The organism is Methylobacterium sp. Leaf123 (assembly GCF_001423405.1).
Classification (GTDB): Bacteria; Pseudomonadota; Alphaproteobacteria; order Rhizobiales; family Beijerinckiaceae; genus Methylobacterium.
The window spans coordinates 127353-150678 of the sequence record NZ_LMNS01000040.1 but is presented as its reverse complement, the minus strand read 5'-3'; the positions used below and the strand labels follow the sequence as shown (position 1 = coordinate 150678).

The window sequence follows — 23326 nt, the reverse complement described above, 5'->3', positions numbered from 1 at the left end:
GCTACTTCTCCAGTTTCCAGGTGGACTGCCTCCGGTGCGGCCGGGCGGGCTCGGTTGCATCCGAACGGCGCGCGGGCTGAGGTGTGGCGTCCTCGCCGGGCGTCGGGTCGTTCGGACCGCAGGGCTGAACGGGCGGAGCAGCCGGCCGGTCGGACACCGGAGCTTCAGCTGCGGGCGTTGCCCGGATTGGGGAATTGGGTTCAGGCCGCTGCACGGGGCTGGTTGCGCGCGGAGCGCCGGCGGCGAAGCTGCGGCTGCCCGGCAGCGCGAAGCTCGTGGGCAGCGTGCCCGTCCGAGCCGCAGGTGCCGCTAATCCGCCCGAAGTCGCCGATGACGCGTCGATGCCATCGTCGGTCGGCGGAACCGCGAAGCCGAGCCTAAGCTTGCGCTCGTGGAGTGCAATCTCATCGGCGTCGTACTGCTCGTCGCCGATCTGCGCGATCCCAACGGCATGCTTGTGTGTACGTTCGATTGCTTCGATCGCCGCGAGGGCGATCGGCCATCTCATCTGCGCGACATCATCAAACCGGCGCGCGAGTTCCTCGGAAGCCGAAAGCCAGTCGCGGAGACGGCGCCCCTCCATGAACCTGGTCCGGCACGGTACGGTCATCCAGTCCGTGCTTCTCGGATCGAAGCGGACGGAGATCGCGCCGAGGTTGTAGGGATCGAGCTTGATTTCGACCTCAGCATCGCCCTGCTTGCGGCACCGTGCCTGGAATTTCTCCGAGCTGTAATCCAAGCCCAGAATGCGGACGCCTGTCCTCCGCGTCGTTCTGGTGAGGTCGATCCCGAAGCTGATCCGCACCCGGTCGCGATCCGGTGCCGGTCCCGGCGGCATAAGCTTCGTGAGCCGAATCCATGCGTCGCGAGGCGTTTCGCCGCCCAGGCCTGCATGCCGCTTGTTGTGATAGACATCGACGCACCAGCGTACGAGTAGATCGGCGAACTGGTCGACCGTCAGCACAGCCCGCATCTGAGCTGGGTAGTCTCCAAGTTCCGCGACGCTTCCGCCGGTATTGCCCTCGAAGCGGCTTAGGAGACCCTCCTTCACCGTCCTGAAGAACCGTTCGACGAAAGCGCGGAGTTGCGGCTGCGCCGCCGGTGGATTGAAGACGTCCATGAGCAGCGACAGGGCGCGACTCTGGAAGAAGGTACTGACGAATGCCGAACCTTGATCCGTCGCCAACTGCCAGGGCGGCCCGTGCTGATCCCAGGGCGTGAGAGCACCGGCGGCATGGCCGATGCTGCTCTTGTCTTGGTAGATCATGCGCAACGTTTCGAGCGCGACCCTCGCGTCCTCCTGCTCCGCCAGCCTCATCGCGAGAACGCATCGCGTCGCTACGTCGAGTGCGACGCAGAGGTACCAGGAGCCGCGCTCGATCTGCGCGCGCAGCCGCGGCGACAGGCTTTGCCAGATCTTCGTGTCGGCGAAGACGACGTGCAAATCGACCTTGTAGAAGTCCATCTCGACGCGCTCGAGCGCGTGCGTGACGTCCTGTCCGATGCCGAGAATTTTCCACCTACGGTGGGCCTTGTCGCGCCCCAGACGCGCGAGATCGACCTCGAAACGATCGAGTTTCGCGACCTCCAAGCAGAATCGGGAAAAGCTCGGCTTGTGGTCGGGCTCGCGCCCCTCGCGCTTGAACCGTCTGTTCTGCCATCTGAACGCGATTTCGAAGCGTTCGTAGATCTCGCACCGGGTGGGGCGTTTCGCGCTGGCGAACTTGTGGGCGAACTTGTCCAGCAGATCGTAGGTCTCGTCCGTGAACCAGCCCTTCGTGTTGCCGGAGTTGTGCCTGCCGTCCCGGAGCGCCGTCAGGTCCCAGTCGCACGCCTCGAGCCGCTCGATCCAGCGCCGCAGCGACGATCCACTAGGGATGGCTTTGACGTTGTTTCGGCATCCACGTTTCTTGGGTGCTGGACTAGGATCGTTAACGTTCCAGTTGATGCGTGGTTTGACGAGCCCGAATTCGTCGGCGATGAGTTTGACGGCTAAGTCGAAGCCCTTCGTGCTCCGATCGGCCTGGCCATTTCTATACAACTCATAGAACTTTTGGATGCAGTAGATCTTGAAGATGACGTCGGCCTGATCCTGCTTGGGCAGATGGGCGATCGAGAGATGATGCTTCTTGCTGCGCTCAAGGACGCAGTCGATGCGGAAGAAATTGGGCTCGTAATGGAAGTCCGTCCGCTGCGCCTCCGTGTTGTAGTCGAGATGGGAGACGAACATCTTCGACGCGGGATCATATACCTGCGAGAGCAAATGACCTTTCGGCGTCGACCTACTCAGGCGCCATACGTCTCCGAAGCCGTGGATCCTGGCATCGAGATCGAGCCGGGTGATCTTCGCGAGCGGATTGCGGGCGGCCATCAGACGTCGGCCTCCGCCTCGCCGGGAGCAGGTTCCGCGACGCGGACACGGCTTCCGTATCCGATGCGGCCTTCGTCCAGGACGACGAGACGGCCACAGTCGACCAAGCGCAGGGCAGCGACGAAGGCGATCCCGTCGAGACCGCTCGATGCGACCAAGTCGCCGATCGTCGCGAAGCCGGAAGAGTTTTCTGCAAGGTCGAGGACAACGTTCTCCGCTTCAAGGGGGAAGCAACGGCGCACATGGCGTAGTAGCTTCGCATTCGCGATAGTGTCGGGGTGCAGTTCCGCGTCCGTCAGCAGCAGAACCTCGTCGACGTCGTCCGCCGACATCTGCGACGCGATCAGCTCGATGGTCGGTTCCCAGAGATGCCGTTCGACAATCTCCATCGGCTTGACTTGTATGTAGATCCGCCGTCCAGTACTCGTCAGCAAGAAGAAGTCGAAGGTGTGCTGGCGCAGCGTTCCATCGAAGTCGTAGAACTGTACCGTGTCCGGTTGCTCGACCAAGTACTGCGGATTCATCAGGCCGTCGATCACGACGGCCCAATTGTATTCGAGGCCGCTTTCGACATGCAGGATGCGGAGGACGTCTCCAGAGCCGACGGCCAGAGAAGCGCGAGCCGAGCCACGCGAGCGGGTGGAGGGGCGGCGGGATCCGTCGCTCGCGTCGGGATCGTTCCAGAAGGCCGGTGCGAAAGCCGGCAGGTACGCCGGTAGGGTCGAAATCGAGGTTTCGAGATCCATAAATCGGGTCAACTATGGCAAAGCCATCCCATCGACCGGGACTGAGAGGTCCGCTGGTCCGGATCGGGCTGTTCATCGATGCGGCGATTGTCGGCGCGGAGGCTGCCGCTTGAATGCGGCTGTGGATAGCGCTCGACCGTCACGGCGGCGGCTCTTGCAGGAGCCCTCGGCTGATGGCACCCTGAGGCGTGCTTGACGGCACGACTCTGCCTTCCTCGTCCCCGTAAGGGTTGAGGTTCGATGGGACATCAGATCCGAGAGGATCCTGCTGGTGGATGGAACAGTAGCCAGGGTTTCGTAGGCCGGTCGGCGACAGTTCCAATTCAAACGGGGTGCGGTGGTGACATCGCGCCCCCTTCATTTCTAGATTTTCATCTCGTTCTCCGTATCGGACAAGTTTTCATAGTTCGCGCACAGTGTATCCATGCAGATGCACTGTACTGCGAGGCTAATAATGCAGATTGAGATTTAAGAGCCCTGGTCCGGACCGAAGCGTGGCTGTTTGGCGACGCAGGTAGTCGGTCTCTGGCCGCAGGCCGCCGGGGCGGATGCGACTGCGTATCGCTGGGGAGTGGCAATCCCCATCCATCGCCCGAGTCCCAAAGGACGCACTCCCTACCAAGGAGTGATGACGGGCGACCGCATTGATCAGACAGCCAGGCTCGATTTCCTAAGACAAGAGGAAATCGGCGCGGCAGTAGGTTGTCCGCTTGGTTTCTGTGGACAACTGCAGGGCGGGATCAACCGTTCAAGGATGGGCGTCCACGTCAACTACGGGTCGCGCACGCCGTCTCCGCACCTTTGTATGCGGGCAGATGCCGTCCGAAAGCGAGACTGAGAGCTCGCCGGCGCAGGCCATGCCGAGGACGGTTTCGACACCGTCGGCGGGCTCCCTGACGAGGGCTGCCAGATCGCACAACTCCGCCTCCGAGACTCGGTCGAGGTGGGCCAGAATCCTGACGCGGTCGCTGGCGGCGATTGGACAATGTCGCGTCGCCCAGACCGCGCGGGCGTCGCTCAGGAAGGGCTCCATCAAGACAGTCGCCCTGCAGACGAGAACGGCCGGCTCCCGGGCGACGATCTCCGGTCGGGGCGAGCCGTCGTGGACGCCGACGACGAGCATCCGGCTGGACGCCCGTCGAACGACGAACGCGAGCGAGCCGGGAACGTCCAACTTGGCGGGCTCCATCGCATCGATTTCGGGATCGAGGGCCACCTGAATGAGGAGATCGCGATGCCATCGATGCCGATAGCGAATCGGGGAGCGGCACACGCCGCCTCGAAATCCTGGATATCGTGCTTCTGGTTCGCGACCGATATTTGATAATAGATGTCGCGATGATAATTGTAGCATTGCCTGACCGTCCTAGATCGGTTTCGCATGGACGGGAAGCGCAGCGTAACTGCCCATCTATGCAGATATCAGCCGTGTCATTTATTGTTTCCTGCTAGATCCCGTTCGCGGACCAAGGGGAATGGCCGAGCTCCTGCTTGCCGGCTTGCGGCCATAAAGGGGCTATAAATGCCCCTTTTGCAAGCGCTCTCGCATGTCTTCGCCGGCTAGATACGGTGGATAACGGGCATCGCGCAACTCAATTCTGATAGTGATCTGAATCATTAGCGCGCGTAATCAATGGCTTGGTTCATGAATGAAAATATATGTAAGTCATTATGCAGGCTTGGAGGTTTTTTGCTGTCGTGGCAAACTGTTCGGTGGGCTAAATCTTGCCCTTCTTGTGCCTCTGTAGCCAATGCTCGACTGCGCCAACGAAGCTAGGCCCGTCACTGGTCGAGATAGCTTGCGTATACATACCACTCAGGACGCGAGCAGGGTCTGTCGGGATCGGTGTTGCCTGATCGTTCTGCGCTGCTTTCACGCCATACCGTTCGATCAGTGTCAGCAGATAGACCGCATAGGCTGGGGGGCCTCGCTCGGCCCAGAGATGGACGGTGCGACGAGAGACGCCGATCTCCAGCGCGAAGCCGATCTGTGTCCGGCCAAGTCTGCGTAGCGCCGTTTTGAATTCGTCAGGCGTCATGCTGGCGGCCCGTCATCAGGGATTGCGCTCCTATGTCAGCTCCAATCGGTGTTCCTGTCGTCGGAGCCCACTTCAAAGTCGTACCTTCAGAACCGGCTGAAACCTCGCCGCTCGAAGGAACGGTAACGCCTTGTACAGCGCCGTCCGATAGGAGCGAAGCGAGTGTCGGCAAGCACGGTCGGATGGATCCGCGCACATGGGATTTAAGAACAGGCCCGATGACGAGCCATTGCAGGAAGAGTCTCCTGAACTCCCACGTAGCGTGAGGCAGCGGACGGTCACCATTGAAATCAAGGGGAAGCGTCCAGGCAGGACCGCCTCAGGCGTGTCACCGCGCGCCTCCTCGGCCAATACCATTGATGTTGTTCAAAAGGTGAGAACACGGAAGCTCTCGACGGAGGCGATTGAGAAGAAGCCTCCGCCCAAGGTGAAGGTCTCTCTCGTCGTCCTTCCTCGCGGCAAGAAGTAGTGCGCCTGACTTGTCCTCCCTTTGCCGGGAGATGGTGCCAGCTGGATGCCCTCCCGGTGAGGCTCCGCCCCTGGATAAGGGCGGAACCGAACCAGCTTTTCTAGCCATTCCCTTCGCCAAGGTGACAGCTTAGCTTCGCAGTGAAGATTTGCTTGGTCGTCCAGTTGCTCGGATGACAGGCCTATCGTCGAGTGCTTCGACGATCTACCGACATCATCCTGAGGTCCTCGAACTCCGCGCGTTTCCGCACGATCTCGGCTAAGCCAGCGATGACGGTCTCGCGATCGCTTTTGAGGATCTTGCAGAGCGTGTCGATCGCGTCGGAAAGCGGCTGCAGATCGCCCAAGTCCGGGGCGTCAGGCATCAGCGCGAACATCACAACACCTCTGCGGCAGTCGTGGAACACACATCGGATTCGCAGTCTGTCTCCGGCTTTAGCGCGAGGTCGATCTCGTCCCGAGAAAGGTAGCCGCTTTCCTCGAGCATTCCTGTGAGCGCCTGTAGTGCCGGTCTGCGCTCAGTTAGGATTCTTCGCGCTCGCTCGCTCGCGTGCCGTAGGCGCTCGACGACAGCCGGGAGAACGCCCGCGATCAGGACTGTGTCAGCCGCAGCCTCCAGATGCACGTTCCCGAGTTGCCCGAGGCCGAATGTCAACTCGATGTCGCGTGCGATAGCCGTCGCCATCGCGAGGTCCGAGTTAGCGCCGAAGCCTGCGCCGATCGACCCTGCACCGAGTTCGATCTCCTCTGCGATCCGGCCGGCTAGAAGCGACGCCATGGCCGCCTCCAGCTCGTGCAGGGTCGCAGCTCCCTCCATAGCCAGTTGCAGGCAGGCCTGCCCGCCATTGTCGTGCAGGGAGAGGTCCATGAGCATACCGAAGCCAACGGCGTGGCTGACGACCGCGTGCCCTGCCTCATGGACGGCGACGCGGTGCCTGATGGTGGCCGGGAGTGGACGGCGCCCCTGTCGAACCTCGGCCAGTACATCCTCCACAGTCACGGCTCTGGCTTTACGGCGCGCGGTCCCCTTGGCACGCCGAATGAAGGCCTCGACATCCGCCCCCGTCATGCCGCGAGCCGCCAGGGCCAGCGGCAGCATCGACGCGCTCGGCAAGATCTCGCGCCCGAGATGGTGGCGGAAGATCTGGGCTAGAGCCGCCGTATCCGGTTTCGCGATTGCGATCTCTCGGTCCAGACGTCCCGCTCGCTTCACGGCGGGATCGATCTTTTCTGGGTAATTCGTGGCGGCCACCACCACAACGCCAGGCCGCTCGTCCACCCCGGCGAGCAGCTCGAGGAATAGGTTCACGATCTGGGTCCAGTACTGCACATATTCGCCCCGAATCTGCCCACGGTCGGAGATGCCGTCGATCTCGTCGATAAACAGGATACAGGGTGCTTGCGCCTTTGCCTGCGCGAAGACCTTGCGGATCGCCTGGAGCGTCCCCGACAGGTAGTCGGCGCTGTTCCACTCTGCGACCGAGGTCCCGACCAACGGGACGCGTGCGGACTTGGCCAATGCACGGGCAAAGCTCGTCTTGCCGACGCCAGGCGGTCCCGAGAGCAGCAGACCGCGATGGTCGAATTCGGCCCAACTCAACCGGCCGCTCCGGTAGGCTTGCAGGTCGGCTGCGGCGGCGAGCCCCCAGGTCTTGGCCTCGCCGTAGCCGTCGAGCTCCTCCAGTGCAGTTCCTTCGCCGAGATAGTCGGCCTTGGCTGCAACGATGCGCTCCAGCGCTTCGATGCATGAATCGGAGGACGTCGCCCTCCGGAGAGCGACAGGCAGATCGACGATGTCGATCATGCGCAGCAGATCCTGATCGATCCCCCGCGATGGCCGGCTGCCGACCACGGCTTCAACAACGAGTGCGAGTCCAGACTGATCCAGGCTCGGCAGAGTGATCCGATGTTCGGCAGAGCGCATCAGGTCGCGCGGCAATTGACGCTTCGGATCCGGGGCAATTCCAACGATCGGAACCCGCACATGCAGTGCGGTGCCGATCACATCGTTGCCCTTCTCGGGCCGAGCATCGCGACCGACCCCGTCGCAAACGAACAGGGCGGCATTTCTGCGGGTCAGCTCACGGGCTCTCCCGCTTGAGAGCTCTACGACCAACGTGTCCGGCCGGAACAGGCACTTCTCCGCGACGATGCGGACAGGTTCGACAAGATCGGTCACGTGCGTGGCGAGCGTGACGACGGGCGCCTCGCGGCGCAGCCGGCGAACAAGACCGGGCTCTGCCTCGATCGCACGAGCGAGCATTACGGCCACGGCGGCGAGATCCGCTGGAACCGGGACATGCGTGGCCTCCGGTCGGTTCTCTTCATCCTGGATGACGATCTGCTCGATGGCGTCGTTCTCGTCGAGGAGAGGGTCATCCCCGAAGCCGAACGGGTTGGAACGTTGGTCGGCCTTGAGGCGCTTGCGTTCATCCTGGGCGAGTTGTTGCAGGAAGGCGCGTGCGAGTTGATCGGAGGATGTGCCGTCATGGGCACGCGGATCCGTGGATGGAAGCAACGAGGATGGAGCGAGCATGCGAGATCTCCCACGGCCGAGCCACAGGGGTGCTGGCCGTCAGCGTAAGTGCTGGATTGGGCGCGGCGACGCGGCTGGCTCGACGGATTGGGAGCACTCGGCAGGCGTCGGGTTCGGGAGATCGCCTGCTTCATAGGCGACGACAAGGCTTAGAACATAACTAGAACATGTGCGCTAGCGGGGAAAATGACTCGTGCACAGCCGCGGAGTATTTGCGCTTTCGCATTGATGCGCCAGAAGCCGACATCGAATCGGCAGGCGCCGAACCGCCGCTCTCGATTGCTCTCGGACATTCGGAACGCAGGCTTGCAATCCACGCTGTTGACCCCGAGCGGACATTCGTGGCGCTGTCGCTGAAGGTCCGGATGGGGTGGATAGCGGTCATTCGTTGATTGCGAGGTCAACGTCTGGATTGCAGCTCGAAGCAGACGATACGGCATTTCGCCCTGCCTCCCACAATCCGAAGAAGCCTGAGAGAGCACAACCAGTATGGTGGCGCGCTACGGTCCATGTCACTGGCTAAGCAGGAGCCGTCCCGAGACAGGGCCAACCCCCTTCGGCACCGGCACGCTGGAGTTGCCGTAGTTGGCGTTGAGAACGAGGTTCGGCCCCTCGTAGAGATTGATCTGCTGGGCCACAACGACGGTGTAGGCCGACATATCAGCCACTGGGCGGCTGGCGTCGATCACCAAGCGCCCGCTCGGCAAATAGATGGTGCCAAGCACGTTGCGGGCATTGTCGCTGATGATGCGGTAGATGCGCATCGGCTTGGTCGCAGCCAAGGGCGGAGGGGTTGGCGTAATCACGTCACCGAGCAGAGTATCGACTAGGTCGGCCGGGTCGGTCGGAGCCATCACCGTCCGCTCCTCACTCATCAGCAGCCCGGCCATGACACCAGTGGTCGGCGCCGACAGGCTGATGGTGGTCCTCTTGTCGAACAGGAGCCCCGCGTTGTCGCCGGTGAAGTAGAACGCCACGCCGGTGCCGGTCAGCGTGGCCTTTTTGTCCACGATCAGCGGACCGTCCTTCATCACGTAGATGCCCGGCCGCAGGGTCACCACGGAGTCCTTGGTGATCTTAAGGCCGCCGCAGTAGGTGCCGGGGCTGAGCGTGTAGTTCGTCGGGACCGGGTTCTTCCCCTTGCTTTTGCCGGTCATGGCATCGAGGGTCTGCATAAGGTTAGGCAAGTTCAGGCAACTGCCGACAGGCGGCGCGGGACGATCGGCCAGCGGATCGGCGATGACGGGGCAGTTGGTCTGCGGATTGGGCGTGAAATTGGCCCGGTCGTCCTTGAAGCCACCGGCCGAGCAGATGGTCTGCGCCCGCGCCATCGAGTTGTTGCGCCCGACCATCCCACCCGAGTTGCTAGAGTTGGAGTAGAGCGCACAATCGTAGGCCGTGACCTGCGCACTCTTTTCGAGGTTGAACGCACCGGCCGCAGCGGGGTCGAGCGCGAGCATGCATAGCCGCATCTTGCCGACGACGCTGGCCTTCGCTTTGGCCGAAACCTTGGACTCCGACATGCCGACGAACGGCCCGAAGGAGAGGTGGACGGTTTGTTCGACAACGGCCGTCACGCTGGTTTTGTCGCTGGCGACGTCAACCTGGATTGTGACGGGGTTTTTGGCGCTGTCCTTGATCTCGTCCTGGATGGTCTGGGTGGTCAAGCCGATGACCGAGGCGGTGTTGGAGACGACGAGCTTGAGGGCGTTGCCACCGGCCATCACACCGGCGTCGGTGGCCTGCTGAATGTGGCTCTGGGCCGAGACCAGCCGGGCATAGTCGATCGCCCCACCCACGAGTCCCATCAGGGTCGTTGCGGCGAGCGCAACGATGACGGTGACTGTGCCGTCGCGATCCTGATGGAAGGTGCTGGCCACGCGGTAGGTCGGCGCCAGTCTGCTCCACAAACGTCCGAAACCGTGAACCAAGGTGACCCGCCGAGTGCCTTCTATTCAGCTTCGGGCTAGCATCACCAAGTTAACAGGGTGCCTACGACTCTCTGCTGCTCGGTCATTTATGAATCAAGCGTTAGCGCATAACCCAAGTTAGGCATGTCGGAACCGCCGTTATCCGGTGCATGATTTGCTTTCGGCGCAGCGAAGTCTGGGAGGCACATGCCCGCCGCTTCACTCCCATTCTGAACTGTCGTTAGCGGCCAGTTTCGCAGATCGACATAAGCGTCCGCTAGGAAAGAGGCCCGCAGGGTTTGCCAAATGCCTTTGGCACATGCTGCAGGTTCGATCGGAGACTACCTACGGATGAGGAACATCGGTTCCTCAGGCGAGGGTCCCAAGCAGGGTCATGATTCCGACGACGCCGACGGTCGACGCGGCAAAGCCGAGAAAGGCGATCAGCAGGGAAGGCACCGTGACTTCGGACCGGCTCGAAACGTCGACCTGCGGCTGCATTAACTCGTCTCCAGGATCAGGAATGAGCCCGTAACGCAGCGCCAAGCGAGACAGTTCCGGGAGTAGACCGACGCGCGTCCGGACCGTGACGTGCTCCACCTGAATCGACGCATGTGTTGTCGCTGATGCCGGTGCCGGTGCCGGTGCCGGCGTTTAGGCGGCGACCGGCACCGAATGCAGCGCTGTTCGCAGACGCAGGTTCGCCTCAACCTGGGCCCACCGGCTCAAGGATGCTGTGACCACCGCCGGGTCGAAATGGGAGCCGGCGTTCTCCTGCAGAAAGGCCCGTGCATGCTCCGGTGACCAAGCCGGCTTGTAGGGACGCTGGGTCGTCAGCGCGTCGAAGACGTCGGCCACCGCGACGATGCGGCCGGACAGGGGGATGGCCTCGCCCTTCAGGCGATAGGGGTAACCGGTCCCGTCCCAGCGCTCGTGATGGCTTCCCGCGATCTCGGCGGCGAGGCGCATGACGGGCGAGTCGCTGCCGCCCAGGATGCGCCGTCCCCGGTCGGCGTGCTGCTCCATCTCCCGGCGCTCCTCGGGGGTGAGAGCGCCCGGCTTGAGCAGGATCGCGTCCGGCACGGCGATCTTGCCGACGTCGTGCATGGTCGCGGCCAGACAGAGCTGCCGGGCGTCGGATGCGGGCATCCGCATCGCCTCGGCGATGAGCCCGACATAGGCGGAGACGCGGGCGATGTGATCGCCGGTGTCGGAGTCGCGGTGCTCGGCGGCGCGCATGAGCGTCGAGACGATCTCGCGCTCGCGCTCTTCGACCAGGGCCACCGCCGCCGCGACCTCGCGGGCGAGCTGCGCGGCATGGTCGCGCTGCGCCCGGTGGGCCGCGGAGAGGGCGAGCAGGTTCGTGACGCGGGCACGGATCTCGACCGCGTCGGCGGGCTTGGTGAGGAAGTCGGTCGCCCCCGCCTCCAGTGCCTCGCGGCGCAGGCTCCGCTGGTCGTGGCTCGTCACCATGACCGTGGGAACGTTGGTGAGGCCGGGAATGCGCCGCACCGCCCGGATGAACGCGACGCCGTTCATGCCCGGCATCTCGTAATCGGTGATGACGACCCCGATTTCGGACGCCCGCGCCTCTGCGAAGGCGAGCGCCTCGGCCGGCACGGTGAAGGCCTGCGGCGTGCAGCCGGCGAGCGGCCGCAACGAGGCGACCATCACCAGGTTGTTCATCTCGGCATCGTCGAGGACGAGAGCGAGCATCGAGCTTTGTCCCAGGCCTGTTCGACCCCCATTGCCCGTCCGGCTGCTCTGATGGCGGCCCGATGACGAACTGTGCCAGCAAGGCCCCGGCACGTTGCCGAACAATGAAGCCGTCGCGTCTTTCCGCAAGGCACAGCGGGCATTATGCTCAAGGGTTAGCAGAACCTTGTCCTGGGGTTCGAAACCAGCTTCTAGCGAAGCATTGTCAAGCGAAATGCTTGAAGCTTGAAGGCTTCGACACGGCCTGTCGCGGCTAGCCGCAGCCCGCGAAAAGGAACTCGGCCGTGTACTGCCCAGCTCTTTCGACAATCTGATGAAGACTTCGTTAGCTCGCATTCAGCATGAGCCTGCCAGAAGCTCCCTCGCCAGGTGCCGATCCGTCCCGGACCAAGCGGCATATGAGGGGAGGCGAAAGGGACAGGCATGGCCGAAGGAACTTCCCGGACAGCTCCGTCCCGCTCGCGTGAGGGCCGAATTCCCGAGGGCGCGCGCCAACACCTAGGCTCCGAGTTGCGCAGCTACTACGCCTCCATGTTGGCCGAGGTGCAGCCATCGACACTGCTGGACCTGATCGCGCGGCTCGACGGCGCTTCGTACGACAGGGAGGCTGCAGACTTCCGAGACGGGCTCCTCGCGTCTCTTCCGAGCCTGCGTGCCTTCGCGCTGTCTCTCGCCATGAACCATGCTGTTGCCGACGACCTGGTGCAGGAGACCTTGCTCAAGGCGTGGAAGAACCAGGACAGGTTCGAGCCCGGCAGCAACTTGCAGGCATGGCTCTGCACCATCCTGCGCAACCATTTCTACACTGACATCCGCAAGCGGAAGCGCGAGGTCGAGGACGCCGACGGGACTATGGCCGGCCAAATGGTGGCATCCGCTGCCCAGGAAGCCAACAGCGAGTTGCAGCAGGTCAAGCAGCACCTTGCTAAGCTGCCAGCGGCCATGCGCGAGGCGCTGCTTCTCGTGGGCGCCCAGGGCCTGACCTACGAGGACGCCGCCGAGCTCATCGGCTGCCAAGTCGGCACTGTGAAGAGCCGCGTGAGCCGGGCCCGTGCCCTTCTGGCAAGATCGCTGGGCATGGACACGCGCAGCACTGCGCTTTGAGCTGTCCGTTCCCACGCATACCAAGGACGTCGCCATCAGGTCCCCTTCAGCTTCCGAAACGGACGCCCGAACCGGAAAGGCCAAGGGTCCGATAGGGGTCGGAAGCTGACCCATCACGCATGGGCTATTGGCAACTCGCCTACCGTAGCGCCGCGCCGAAACAGCAATTTTGTACAGCTCGGCGCCTCGACAACTCGGAGCGCCGCCGCGCGAGCCTTAGCATCGGCATCGGCATCGGCTTCTGCCTGCGCCATAGCGGGTTCAGTGGGTTCGGGAGCGGCCAAATGCTTGCCGCAAGCTGTCGGCTCCGTAGGGCTTCTTGATCACCGGCACGTCGCCCAGGTCGGGCGGGACCTGGAAGCTCTCGCCGTAGCCGGTTGCGAACGCAAACGGGATACCGAGTTCCGCCAAGCGCCGAGCAACGGCGATGCTCGTCTCTGACCCGAGGTTCACATCGAGAAGCGCCCGGTCCGGCGGCGAAGCGTCGATCACCCGGAGCGCCTCCCGGACTGAGGCCGCCATGTCGACCGAATCGGCCCCCAGCGCGGTGAGCGCCTCCTCCGCCTCCAAGGCGATGATCATGTTGTCCTCGACCACAAGCGCTGTCCCACTGAGCAAGAAGGACGGGACCGCTTCGGGCTGGACGACGCGGACCGCCCGCGGCGGCGCTGCGCGGACGAAGGCGGCCGGGATCGAGAACCGCGCGGTCAGGCCGGTCAACGCGTAACGTACCTCGGCCTCGCCCTTCAGTTCATAGGGGACGGAACGCTCGATGATGGTCGAGCCGAACCCGCGCCGGGTCGGAGCCTTGACAACGGGGCCGCCCGTCTCGGTCCAATGCACCAAGAGGCTGTCGAAGCCATCCCGCTCCCAGCGCACATCGACCCGACCGCCGCTGTCGCTGAGTGCACCGTACTTGGCCGAGTTCGTCATCAGCTCGTGCACGACGAGCGCCATGGTCGTGAAGGCCTGCGGTTCGAGCAGAATGTCGACGCCGTCGAGGACGACGCGGTCGGCCTTGGCGCCGAGGTAGGCTGAGGCTTCGACGGTGAGGAGCTCGGCGAGCGAGCCGGGTCCCCAGTTGGCCGAGGTGACCTGGTCGTGGGCCCGGGCGAGCGCCTGGATGCGGTCGCCGACCACTTCGGTGAAGTCGTCCGCGTCGCCGGCGTTGGCCCGGCTCTGGGTGACCACGCCCCGGATCAGGTTCAGGATGTTGCGCACCCGGTGGTTCAACTCGGCGATGAGGAGTTCTTGCCGCTCCTGCGCCTCCTTGCGCTCGCGCTCGGCCGTGTCGCTGAGCCGGAGGATCACCTCAAGGAGCGTGACCCTCAGCGCCTCGGCGGTGCGGGCTTCCGCCTCCGACCAGGGGAGCGAACGGCCATGGACGACCTCGCGCCACGTCTCGAAGCTCTTGCGCGGCGTCAGGCGGACACCGTTCGGGCCGAGGCTTGCGGGCTTCTCCGGATTGCCCGCCCACGTCACGGTCCGCGCCACCTCCTTGCGGAAGAACACCAAGAAGTCTCGGGGCGTGCGTGACACGGGCACGGCCAGCATCCCGGCCGCCCGCTCGGTGAAGTCGCGGCCAGGCTCGTGGAACCGCCCGATCTCTTCCGTGGCGTAGACCCTGCTCGCCGCCGTGCGGTTGAGGAAGCGCACGAGGCCGGTAAACTCCTCCCGCGTCGGCGTCATGCCTTGCAGGGTGATCTCGCCGTCGACCCATAGGCCCAGCCCGTCGCAGGCGACGATGCCCGACAACTCTTCGGCGAAGTCGGCCAGCCCCTCCAAACCGGTGCCGCCCGCGGCCATGGCGCTCATCAGGCGGTTGTGGGTTTCGCGGGCGAGTGCCTCCTGGGCGGCGAGGACCTCCCGCTCGCGGCTCTCCAGGATCCAGGAGAACATCTGCCCGAATAGCTCGGCGGCGGTCCGGCGCTCCAGGGAGATGTGCCGCGGCTCCGTGTGGTGGCAAGCGAACAGGCCCCAGAGGCGGCCCCCGCGCAGGATGGAGACCGACAGCGAGGCGGCGACGCCCATGTTGCGTAGGTATTCGAGGTGGATTGGCGACACCGTGCGCAGGGTCGAGAGCGACAGGTCGAGGGGCTCGCCCATGGGGTCACGCGCCGGGACCACCGGGATGGCCGGGGCATCGATGTCGGCGATGATGCGCAGCCAGTTCCGTTCGTAGAGGGCGCGAGCCTGTTTGGGGATGTCGGAGGCCGGGTAGTGCAGGCCGAGGTAGCGGTCGAGGCCCGAGCGTACGGCCTCGGCGATGACCTCGCCCGAGCCATCGGGGGCGAAGCGATAGACCATGACCCGGTCGAAGCCGGTGAGTGCACGCATTTGCCTTGCGGCCTCGCGGCAGAGCGGCTCCAACTCCACCGTATGCTGCAGGCGGGAGACAATGTTGCGCACGAGGTTGCCGGCGCTGAGGTGCTCGGGCGCGCTCGGCTCGGCCTCCATGACGATGGCGCCGCCGGACACGTGCAGGGCGATGTCGAAGACGGGCTTGTCTGGCACGAGGCGGACGCCGAAGACCCTATCCACGGCGTCGGGACCGCGCAGGGTCTGCAGGTGGCCGCGTAACAGGTGGATGGCCTCCTGATCGACTAGGATGTCGAGCGGAAGTCCGAGAAGGTCCTCGGCCGGCCGTCCGAGCCACTCCGGGGCGTTGGCGCTGGCGCGCACCACGATCCAGTCCGACGAGACGCCAAGGAGGAAGCCGAACGGCTGCACCGCGCCGAGAATGTGGATCGGCTCGCGGTCGCAGGATGTCAGGTCGACGGGCTGCCCCTGGTCTTCCGTGCTCGCCTCCATGCGCCCTGCGTCGTCCCGAGGATTCTGGTCGACACCCGACCTTCGACCCCCAATAATGCGGAACGCCGGCAAATGTATCCGGCAAACTGCGGCGACTGGCCGGTCAAGCCATGTCGCGCAACGGGGCCGGCTTAAGCCCGTCTGGCAGGATCTCCTTGAGATGGTCGTGCACCATTTCGGCAGTGAACGGCTTGCCGATGAAGCGAGCCCCTTCGGGCATGTCGCCGGGTCCCGGATGCGCTTGGCCTGAGGCTACGACGATGGCGATGTGTGGCCATCGTTGAGCGGTCTCGCGGGCCACGGCGAAGCCATCGCGGGAGGTGGGCATCTGGACGTCGGTGAACACCAGGACGATGAGGGCGTGCTCACGGGCCAGCAGCGCTATGGCCTTGTCGCCGTCGCCGGCCTCGAAGGTGCGGAACCCCACCTCCTGCAAGATGTCCATCGCATCCATGCGGATGAGGCCCTCGTCGTCGACGACGAGGGCATAGGGAATTGAGGGATCGGCTGGATCGGTCATCGGCACATAAGTCCCGATTCTTGCAAAAGGTCCCGTCCGCCCAGCGCTGCAGGCTACCGACGGCTCACGGGCGGTCGCAGGATCATGCGCATCTGTGGCGGACCATACCCGAACCAAATGTACCGCCTTCGGTTGCAGCCAGTCGAACGTCGAGCGTCAGCTTTCGAAGTCCGACGCTCAAGAGCGGATTGGCAGAAATCCACCCAACCCAGTACTACTTGTCCGCTACCAGACCGCCGGTGAGCGGCCTTTTTGAGAGGCCGCAAAGGGTCGGGAGCGGCGGTTTGGCACCTGCCGCTTCAAGGTCGGCTCATGGCGCATTGTTGAACCTCGACATGCCTCCGATCAAGCTCAAAGAGCAAAAACGCGCTGCCTTTCAGCTGCCTGTGGATTGCAAGATGGCACCCTCGGCAATGAGCGCAGGATCGTATCCACTGCGTGTGCGCAAGAAGCTAAAGCGCTCGCAATTGCAATAACTTAGTTGATGCGCTCTTCTGAGGTCATGCTGGGTGAGAATCCAGGCGCACCAGCCAATTCATTCAAGCAAATCAGTGTTGAAGCAGCCCAGACATGTCGGACACACCGGAACAAACGGTGTAAGGGCGCTGCACAAGAGTCGGCACAGTCGCGAGGCGTCCCCGCCCTAGCTGTGCGGAGGCCGGCGCGATAGATTTGCCGCATGGCCGATTCGCCTCCGTTCCGACCCGATACCGCCAAGGATGCAGTCGAGGGTGACGGCGATTTCCTGCTGCCGATCTGTGTGCCAAAGCCTGGCCTGCTCATGGGCGAATCGCTTGCTGTGATCGTCCTGACGACGGTCGAGGGACAGCGTGTCGGCGTGCCGCTCGGGATGCAGGGGCTCTCCGACCTGCACGAAGTTACGCGCGAGGCGCTGCGGCTGATGCAGGCGACGGACGAAGACACCTTGCAGTGAGCGAATCGTCACCGACCGTCGGCGAACTGTTCAAGGCCAAGGCCGTCACCGACGAGCAGGTGAGCGCGGCGGTCGAGATGTACCTTTCGGATTTAGAAGCGGGCATCTTTCCGATTGCCGCTGGCTATGTCGTCGATGTCGATGCGGCGGTCGTCAGGCACCTATGGGCTAGCCACGTCATCGCCAACGAAGAGTCGAGCCCCGGCCTGATGCGCGCTGCCGTCCGGACTGCGATCCTGCTGGCACGCGCGCAAAAGGCTTGAGGAAGTCCGATCGGTAAGCCTGAAGCAACCCGGCAACCCTATGCCGTCGGCCCCGTCATCAGCCGGCAGCCGTGATGCTCCTTCCCGAACTTGCGCCCGATCTGCTCCCGCCTGAGGCCGCCGAGTTGCGGAAAGCCTTCGGCGCCCTGCGCCCCAACGCCTCGCCGTGCCGGTATCTTGGTGCTGCCGCTTGGGCGAACATCCACAAGGCCTAAGCGACTTCATCTAGCGTTCCGGCGCCGAGGCCTTGCGCCTGGGCTGAGGCGACCTGCGACGGTGTGATAGAGTGGTGAGATGCGCTCCCGGTCCTGGCTCCTTGTCCTGCTTCTCGCCACGCCAGCCCACGCTGAGCCGTTCGTTGGCCGAGCCTCGATTGTCGATGGCGACACGCTCGACGTTCGTGGAACGCGCATCCGCCTCCACGGCATCGATGCGCCGGAAAGCGCCCAGCTCTGCAAGGACGCCGCTGGCAAGGACTATCGCTGCGGACAGGCGGCCGCCCTGGCTCTCGCCGATCACATCGGCAAACGCCTCGTGATATGTGATCCGCGCGAGACCGACCGCTACGGCCGAGTCGTCGCCGTCTGCCGTGCTGACGCGGAGGACCTGAACGCCTGGATGGTCGGGCAAGGGCACGCTGTTGCGTACCGGCGCTACACCGAGGACTACGTCAACACTGAACTCACCGCGAAGGCGCTGCGGCACGGCATCTGGGCAGGCAAGTTCCAAGATCCATCCGAGTGGCGACGCGCGAAGCGTGCCGGCGGTGAACGCTCGAGGCCTGAGACTGTCACGCCACCGAACAAGGCGAGTGGCTGCAACATCAAGGGCAACATTTCAGCCGGCGGAGAGCGTATCTATCACTTGCCCGGCTCGCGCGACTACGAGCGCACCCGCATCAACGACCGCGCTGGCGAGCGCCTGTTCTGCTCGGAGGACGAGGCGAAGGCGGCCGGCTGGCGGGCGCCGCGGGGATAAGCATTGGCCCGCAGGGCACGCAGCTACGAAGTAACCGGCCACCTCGCTTGCTCGACAGCAAACGGAACGTACGCTGCTCCGCGAAGCACGGCGACGTTGCAACCAAGGTCGAGTGTAGGATTGGGCGCTGACCCAGGAGGGGCGAGCCGATGCGACGTTGTACACCGATCTCGGTTATATTCGGAGCGGCCATACACGGTGTAGGACGGTTCCTGCTGAACAAATTCACCCGATAAGAGGAGTAATCGGATGCCCATCTTCCTTCCAATCACAATCGGCATCGCTATGATGGCCGGTGCGCTTGTAGGATTACTCCATTTCGAGTCAAGTCGGCTAGACGACTGGAAGCGCGCGAAGCGGAATCGGAAATCAACGCACGGCTGAGCCGTTCCTTGGATAGGCCAGCTATATACTGGGAGATGGCGAGTACCCCGGTATTTGGGTCAATGCGGATCAGTACGGGGTCTCATAGGCTGCTCGGCCACGCGCGAGCAGGGCGCCGAGTTCTTGGCCGCATGGTTCGTAGCCGTTGACGAGGATCGGACATGAGCGCGAGCGAAACCACCGAACAATCCACCGCCGAGATGCGCGGCCTGCTCCGTTTCGCGCAGGGACTCGGTCTGGACGAAGAGACACGTTGTTGTGACTCGCGTTCTGCGCAAACTTCGTCATTTAGACGGCATGCGTTCCGCAGCTTCCTATTTCCGCCAGCAGGCTGAGCTTTGCCGCGACTTGGCAGAAGCGCTGGGCTCCCAGCACAACCAGGTCGTATTGAAGCTCCGCGACATGGCTGACGAGTTTGACGAGAACGCGCGCATTCTTGAACGATGGAACGCGAGATACGAAGCGGAAGCGGATGTCTCCAGCGGTGCCGGCAACGTTCACTGACCTGTCGCGTCGGCGCTGAGCATTGCTAGACGGGCTGCAGAGGCAATACGCCAGAGATGACGGCCGCATGGCCGAAGCGGGAAAGTAGATGCTTTCGGCCGACATCTGATTTTATTATATAATTGCATAAACTAATCACAATACTTAGGGGCGCTGGAAGCGATCGGGTCGCAGTAAATTTGCCCTGTCGCTCGCAATGCAGAGCATGAACTCATGTACGACCATAGTGCATCGCCGAAGCAGGCATTCAAAGAGGACATCATCGTCGGCCTGCGCATCCAGACCCTACGCAAGTCCAGGGGCTTCTCACAGACTGCGCTCGGCATCGCCATTGGCGTATCGTTCCGGCAGATCCAAAAATATGAGAACGGCGCCAACCGCGTCGGCGCCGACCGCCTGAGTGATATCGCTCGGGTACTCGGAGCGTCGGTCTCCACTTTCTTTGAGGAAGGGGATGACACCGCTGCGCAGGAAAAGACAGAGGTTTCCGATTTGCTGCGCGCCCCGGGCGCCGTCGATCTGCTGAATGCCTTCATTACGATCGAGGATGACCGGCTGCGCCGCGAGGTTCTGGCCCTCGTTCGCAGCGCCACTCGCATGCAGCAGGATCGGGGCGCTTGAGCCGGCGGAGCCACGTGTGTCCGGCCAAGTCGAGCATCGAGAGGACGGAGATCCCTACAGCTCAGGTCACAAAGCCATGGTGACAGGCGCCAGTGATGACGAGCGCATGGCTGAAATCCGGAAGCCGATGCTCCTGGCGGTTGCTTGATACGAGACGTCGCCGAGCATGACCGGCGGAAGTTCTACAAGAGCGGGTTCAGGTACTGACGCCCGTTTGGCTCCCGCAACGAAAATCTTCACGTGGGAGTTGCTAAGGCCCCTCGGCTAGCTCGGTCACAAGCCTGGCCGGCCGCTCTCCGATAAAGGGCCTGAGGCATGGACACTCCAAACGCACGACCAAAGTGTGCCACCGATCAGGACCGTCTTGTCGGAGAGCGCATCCACGTGCTGCGCAAATCCAAGGGTCTTACGCAGACCGAACTCGGTAGGGCCATCGGCGTGACGTTCCAGCAGGTTCAGAAATACGAGAACGGCATGAACCGCGTCGGCGCTAGCCGTCTGAGCGACATCGCTCGCGTGCTCGAAGTGCGAGTCTCGTCCTTCTACGATGGAGACGAGGGCGAGGGTGAGGACCGGGCTGAAGTGTTTGATTTTCTACGCACCCATGGTGCCATTGATCTCCTGCGCGCCTTCAGCGAGATCGAGGATGATCAAACGCGCCGCGATGTTCTTGCGATTGTACGCGGGGTGGCTCGCCTCAAGCAGGCGCAGGACGCTTGATTGAATGCCATGCGAGAGTTCAGACCGGACGAGGCGACCATGCGGGAGATCGACGAAGCCGTCGGGCGGGAAGGTGCCGCGGCCGGCGTCAGCGAAGCAACCAAGTACCGACAAAGCAAAGAGCGGCCGAGTAGACGGGATGCCCTTCCTCGTCGGTCACCAGCACCGTGATGGTCTGGCGCTCGCCGTCCTTCGGTACCTCGTGTCTTGCGATCTCCGGCAGCAGGAGTTTTGCTTCCAAGGCAGCGGCCTGCACGTCGGCACAGACGGTGCCTTCGTCGTCGCGCTCGTTGCGACCGTCATGAACGTCGAAGAAAAAGCGAGGCACAGGGCTCTCCACTCATTGGGCGGGAGCACATCTGTCTCGCAAGCGCGGGTTCGCCAGGATCTCGGCCGCGACAGCATCACCTTAGAACGCAGATCGAGCGGCAGCTACAACATAATCGGTCCCCGACAAATACGCCGGCATCAACGACGACACCCGCATGGCCGAGGTGCGGAAGCGGATGCTCGCTGCGACACGCGGAGCCTGAAACGGAAAACACTGCTGCTCCTGAGGCGGGCGAGGAGGCGCCTGATTGAGAACGGACCCGACGTAGGCGGTGGATTGATGAGCCGCGATCAGTGAAGGCGGGCGCTCAAGCGGCGCCCCATCTCCCTTCCGATCTCCTTCAGAAGATCTTGCATCGCCTCGTGGAGGCGCGGCGTCTCGGCCGGATCAATGATCTGCGCGGCTTCAGTGCAGAGCCTGAAGTGCGCTCAATCGCCGGGCCGATGTCTGCTGAGGGTGGGGAGCGGACCCTTGCCCATTTCAACGTGACACTCGACCGTCAGCTCAGCCGACTCGAATTCAATGAGGAGGGCTGTGCAAGGCTGAGGCTTTAACGAGAGCCCCAAGATAAAATTGATCCCATGTCACATCCAGCCTAGGCGCGTCGTCACCCTCGTGGACCAATCACGTGGGGAGAGTGCAATGAGCAAATCTATTCCGGTGCTGGCCGGCCTTCTCGGTGCCGGACTAGCCGGCAACGGAATCTTCATGCTCGCCTCACCGGAGGCGTGGTACTTCGCGGTGCCGGGCGTGACTACGACAGGCCCATACAATCAGCACTTCCTGCGCGACATCGGCCTGATCTTCGTGCTGATCGGGTCGGGATTTATATACGGCGCGGTGAGGCCCAGATCGCGTGTACTGCTTTGGAGCATGGGTGCAATCTGGCTCTCAGGGCATGCGCTGTTCCACTTCTGGGAGGTTGCAGTCGGCATTTGCGGGCCGGAGGTTCTGCCCCGCGACTTCCCCGCGGTGACACTTCCTGCGCTTATCGCGGTTGCCCTCAGCATCTGGTCGTTCCGCCATGCCGACCATTGATGATCCAACTCTCGCTTTCGAACATGAGCGGGCGCGGCTCGTGAGGCTTGCCTATCGCATGCTCGGTTCCCTCGGCGAGGCCGAGGATGTCGTGCAGGATGCCTGGCTCCGCTGGCGCCAGTCGACCATGCTGGTGTGGCGTCGGCTGGTGCCTTCCTGTCGCGCACGGTCACTCGGCTCTGCCTGGACGTCATGAAGTCAGCCCGGATGCGGCGAGAGACCTACTTTGGAACGTGGTTGCCCGAACCCGTTGCCATGGCTCCAGACGAAGCCCCTGGCGATGACCTGACGCTCACGCTGATGCTCGCCTTGGGGCGCCTCTCACCCTTGGAGCGAGCAGCGTTCCTCCTGCATGACGTCTTCGCGGTTCCGCTTGCGGAGATCGCGGCGACACTTCAGCGTGAGCCGCCAGCTGTCCGTCAGCTCGCAGCGAGAGCCAGGAAACATGTGCCGTTGGCACGTCCGCGCTTCCCCGTCGAAAGGGAAGAGGGGGCACGCATCGCCAAAGCCTTCTTCGAGGCGTCGGCGGCAGGCGACATTTCGGCGCTCCGCAGCATGCTCGCCGATGCCGTCATCGTGCACTCCGATGGTGGCGGAAAGGTCCACGCATTCCCCCGGCCCATCGTCGGGATCGACAAGGTCAGGCGCATGTTCGAGGGGGCTGCGCGGAAGTCGTGGATCCAGCGTGCTCAGAAGCTGCGAGACCTCTGGATCGATGGCCTACCGGGCTACTTCAGCCTTGGGGCCGGGCGGAACATTCCAGACCGTCACCCTGGATATCCAGGGCGGCCTGATCGGTGGCATCTACTTCACCCGCAACCCGGACAAGCTCGAACGTATGGCCACGCTGTTCGGAGGAGCAGCAGGAGCGCCGATGCTTCACTGAGCCTCAACGCCGGGCGATTGCGAGTTCCCTGCGGCAGACCATCGAAAACGCGCAGAGCGGGTCAAGACCTCTGGCGTGGTGGATGTCCGCGAAGGCGGAGAGATCCTTGTTCGGGGCGAAGTAAGTCTCGCCGATGCGCTGCATGACACGCTCCGCCTCGTGGAGAGTCTCCGGCTCTCCGAAGAGCCGGATCTTGTTGACGATGGCATAGAGGTTCACCAGTTTGGCCGGGTCGTCGAGGTCATGCCGGAAGGCGTCGCCGAACAGGGTCGACGCCTCCCGGATGAACTCGCCGTAAAGCGCTTCCCGTCGCGCGCGATCCTGCACCAGCAGAGTTGCACTCTCTTGACTGTGTTGCGTCAGCCATGTGGTCGCGAACGAGGCCATCGCGCCGATGGCGGAACCCGCAAGCGCGGAGAGCGCCGAAACGTAGGCCGCATCCATCG

The 23326-nt window shown here is 63.4% G+C and carries 21 protein-coding genes and 1 pseudogene; 9 read left to right on the top strand and 13 right to left on the bottom strand.

Features of this window, described 5'->3' with window-relative positions; translation table 11 throughout:
* Position 1: 1 nt before the first annotated feature.
* The 9 genes from ASF53_RS24480 to ASF53_RS24450 form a co-directional block, all read right to left on the bottom strand.
* Positions 2 to 2371: a TnsB C-terminal domain-containing protein gene (locus tag ASF53_RS24480; protein WP_056205205.1), complete on the bottom strand. Its 2370-nt coding sequence runs from the start codon at positions 2369 to 2371 to the stop codon at positions 2 to 4.
* The gene (locus tag ASF53_RS24475) at positions 2371 to 3117 is read right to left on the bottom strand and encodes a hypothetical protein (protein WP_056205202.1); all 747 of its coding nucleotides are present in this window, start codon (positions 3115 to 3117) and stop codon (positions 2371 to 2373) included. Before ASF53_RS24475 ends, ASF53_RS24480 begins: the two co-directional genes overlap by 1 nt.
* Before the next feature lie 748 nt (positions 3118 to 3865).
* Positions 3866 to 4333, bottom strand: a complete 468-nt coding sequence (locus tag ASF53_RS24470; RefSeq protein ID WP_056205200.1) for a hypothetical protein — start codon at positions 4331 to 4333, stop codon at positions 3866 to 3868.
* Positions 4334 to 4835: 502 nt separating this feature from the next.
* Entirely contained in the window at positions 4836 to 5156 is a 321-nt protein-coding gene (locus tag ASF53_RS26100; protein ID WP_156635808.1) for a helix-turn-helix domain-containing protein, read from the bottom strand.
* Between the two features lie 650 nt (positions 5157 to 5806).
* Positions 5807 to 6001: a hypothetical protein gene (locus tag ASF53_RS24465; protein ID WP_056205197.1), complete on the bottom strand. Its 195-nt coding sequence runs from the start codon at positions 5999 to 6001 to the stop codon at positions 5807 to 5809.
* A complete protein-coding gene (locus ASF53_RS24460) occupies positions 6001 to 8160 on the bottom strand; it encodes an AAA family ATPase (protein WP_056205194.1) in 2160 nt (719 codons plus the stop codon). Before ASF53_RS24460 ends, ASF53_RS24465 begins: the two co-directional genes overlap by 1 nt.
* Before the next feature lie 512 nt (positions 8161 to 8672).
* The gene (locus ASF53_RS24455; RefSeq protein ID WP_286134705.1) at positions 8673 to 10040 is read right to left on the bottom strand and encodes a TadE/TadG family type IV pilus assembly protein; all 1368 of its coding nucleotides are present in this window, start codon (positions 10038 to 10040) and stop codon (positions 8673 to 8675) included.
* 399 nt (positions 10041 to 10439) lie between these two features.
* A complete protein-coding gene (locus ASF53_RS26095; RefSeq protein WP_156635806.1) occupies positions 10440 to 10616 on the bottom strand; it encodes a hypothetical protein in 177 nt (58 codons plus the stop codon).
* A gap of 108 nt (positions 10617 to 10724) precedes the next feature.
* Complete coding sequence (locus ASF53_RS24450) at positions 10725 to 11786, bottom strand: HD-GYP domain-containing protein (protein ID WP_056205192.1); 1062 nt, start codon at positions 11784 to 11786, stop codon at positions 10725 to 10727.
* Positions 11787 to 12209: 423 nt separating this feature from the next.
* Between ASF53_RS24450 and ASF53_RS24445 the strand changes: the two genes are divergently transcribed.
* Positions 12210 to 12890, top strand: a complete 681-nt coding sequence (locus ASF53_RS24445) for a sigma-70 family RNA polymerase sigma factor (RefSeq protein WP_056205188.1) — start codon at positions 12210 to 12212, stop codon at positions 12888 to 12890.
* Between the two features lie 261 nt (positions 12891 to 13151).
* Here the strand turns inward: ASF53_RS24445 and ASF53_RS24440 are convergent, their stop codons facing one another.
* Positions 13152 to 15701 carry an HWE histidine kinase domain-containing protein gene (locus tag ASF53_RS24440; protein WP_056113476.1) on the bottom strand — a complete coding sequence of 850 codons (2550 nt, stop codon included), beginning with the start codon at positions 15699 to 15701 and terminating at the stop codon, positions 13152 to 13154.
* Between the two features lie 103 nt (positions 15702 to 15804).
* Entirely contained in the window at positions 15805 to 16221 is a 417-nt protein-coding gene (locus ASF53_RS24435) for a response regulator (protein ID WP_056205185.1), read from the bottom strand.
* Positions 16222 to 16900: 679 nt separating this feature from the next.
* On the opposite strand from ASF53_RS24435, the gene ASF53_RS24430 reads away from it, so the two are divergent.
* The 6 genes from ASF53_RS24430 to ASF53_RS24410 all read left to right on the top strand — a co-directional run bounded on the left by ASF53_RS24430 (position 16901) and on the right by ASF53_RS24410 (position 20625).
* On the top strand, positions 16901 to 17155 hold the full coding sequence (locus ASF53_RS24430) for a hypothetical protein (protein WP_056113481.1): 255 nt from the start codon (positions 16901 to 16903) through the stop codon (positions 17153 to 17155).
* Positions 17152 to 17418, top strand: a complete 267-nt coding sequence (locus ASF53_RS24425; protein ID WP_056205182.1) for a hypothetical protein — start codon at positions 17152 to 17154, stop codon at positions 17416 to 17418. Before ASF53_RS24430 ends, ASF53_RS24425 begins: the two co-directional genes overlap by 4 nt.
* A gap of 294 nt (positions 17419 to 17712) precedes the next feature.
* Positions 17713 to 18396 carry a thermonuclease family protein gene (locus ASF53_RS24420; RefSeq protein WP_056205178.1) on the top strand — a complete coding sequence of 228 codons (684 nt, stop codon included), beginning with the start codon at positions 17713 to 17715 and terminating at the stop codon, positions 18394 to 18396.
* A 642-nt stretch (positions 18397 to 19038) separates the two neighbouring features.
* Positions 19039 to 19284 carry a hypothetical protein gene (locus tag ASF53_RS26090; RefSeq protein WP_156635805.1) on the top strand — a complete coding sequence of 82 codons (246 nt, stop codon included), beginning with the start codon at positions 19039 to 19041 and terminating at the stop codon, positions 19282 to 19284.
* Between the two features lie 213 nt (positions 19285 to 19497).
* Positions 19498 to 19905, top strand: a complete 408-nt coding sequence (locus ASF53_RS24415; RefSeq protein WP_056205175.1) for a helix-turn-helix domain-containing protein — start codon at positions 19498 to 19500, stop codon at positions 19903 to 19905.
* Between the two features lie 315 nt (positions 19906 to 20220).
* Entirely contained in the window at positions 20221 to 20625 is a 405-nt protein-coding gene (locus ASF53_RS24410) for a helix-turn-helix domain-containing protein (RefSeq protein WP_056205173.1), read from the top strand.
* A gap of 88 nt (positions 20626 to 20713) precedes the next feature.
* Here the strand turns inward: ASF53_RS24410 and ASF53_RS24405 are convergent, their stop codons facing one another.
* On the bottom strand, positions 20714 to 20953 hold the full coding sequence (locus tag ASF53_RS24405) for a DUF6894 family protein (protein WP_056113493.1): 240 nt from the start codon (positions 20951 to 20953) through the stop codon (positions 20714 to 20716).
* 645 nt (positions 20954 to 21598) lie between these two features.
* On the opposite strand from ASF53_RS24405, the gene ASF53_RS24400 reads away from it, so the two are divergent.
* Positions 21599 to 21994, top strand: coding sequence for a hypothetical protein (locus ASF53_RS24400; protein ID WP_015823779.1), 396 nt, complete (start codon positions 21599 to 21601; stop codon positions 21992 to 21994).
* A pseudogene (locus tag ASF53_RS24395) lies at positions 21981 to 22880 on the top strand (sigma-70 family RNA polymerase sigma factor). The gene ASF53_RS24400 and the pseudogene ASF53_RS24395 overlap by 14 nt, the downstream one beginning before the upstream one ends.
* A 3-nt stretch (positions 22881 to 22883) precedes the next feature.
* On the opposite strand, the gene ASF53_RS24390 reads toward ASF53_RS24395, so the two are convergent.
* Positions 22884 to 23324, bottom strand: coding sequence for a hypothetical protein (locus tag ASF53_RS24390; protein WP_056205169.1), 441 nt, complete (start codon positions 23322 to 23324; stop codon positions 22884 to 22886).
* Between the last annotated feature and the right edge of the window lie 2 nt (positions 23325 to 23326).

Coding starts and splice junctions, on each gene's coding strand:
- ASF53_RS24480 (WP_056205205.1), bottom strand. CDS start 2,371: ATGGCCGCCCGCAATCCGCTCGCGAAGATCACCCGGCTCGATCTCGAT.
- ASF53_RS24475 (WP_056205202.1), bottom strand. CDS start 3,117: ATGGATCTCGAAACCTCGATTTCGACCCTACCGGCGTACCTGCCGGCT.
- ASF53_RS26100 (WP_156635808.1), bottom strand. CDS start 5,156: ATGACGCCTGACGAATTCAAAACGGCGCTACGCAGACTTGGCCGGACA.
- ASF53_RS24465 (WP_056205197.1), bottom strand. CDS start 6,001: ATGTTCGCGCTGATGCCTGACGCCCCGGACTTGGGCGATCTGCAGCCG.
- ASF53_RS24460 (WP_056205194.1), bottom strand. CDS start 8,160: ATGCTCGCTCCATCCTCGTTGCTTCCATCCACGGATCCGCGTGCCCAT.
- ASF53_RS24450 (WP_056205192.1), bottom strand. CDS start 11,786: ATGCTCGCTCTCGTCCTCGACGATGCCGAGATGAACAACCTGGTGATG.
- ASF53_RS24445 (WP_056205188.1), top strand. CDS start 12,210: ATGGCCGAAGGAACTTCCCGGACAGCTCCGTCCCGCTCGCGTGAGGGC.
- ASF53_RS24440 (WP_056113476.1), bottom strand. CDS start 15,701: ATGGAGGCGAGCACGGAAGACCAGGGGCAGCCCGTCGACCTGACATCC.
- ASF53_RS24435 (WP_056205185.1), bottom strand. CDS start 16,221: ATGACCGATCCAGCCGATCCCTCAATTCCCTATGCCCTCGTCGTCGAC.
- ASF53_RS24430 (WP_056113481.1), top strand. CDS start 16,901: ATGGCCGATTCGCCTCCGTTCCGACCCGATACCGCCAAGGATGCAGTC.
- ASF53_RS24420 (WP_056205178.1), top strand. CDS start 17,713: ATGCGCTCCCGGTCCTGGCTCCTTGTCCTGCTTCTCGCCACGCCAGCC.
- ASF53_RS24415 (WP_056205175.1), top strand. CDS start 19,498: ATGTACGACCATAGTGCATCGCCGAAGCAGGCATTCAAAGAGGACATC.
- ASF53_RS24410 (WP_056205173.1), top strand. CDS start 20,221: ATGGACACTCCAAACGCACGACCAAAGTGTGCCACCGATCAGGACCGT.
- ASF53_RS24400 (WP_015823779.1), top strand. CDS start 21,599: ATGAGCAAATCTATTCCGGTGCTGGCCGGCCTTCTCGGTGCCGGACTA.
- ASF53_RS24390 (WP_056205169.1), bottom strand. CDS start 23,324: ATGGATGCGGCCTACGTTTCGGCGCTCTCCGCGCTTGCGGGTTCCGCC.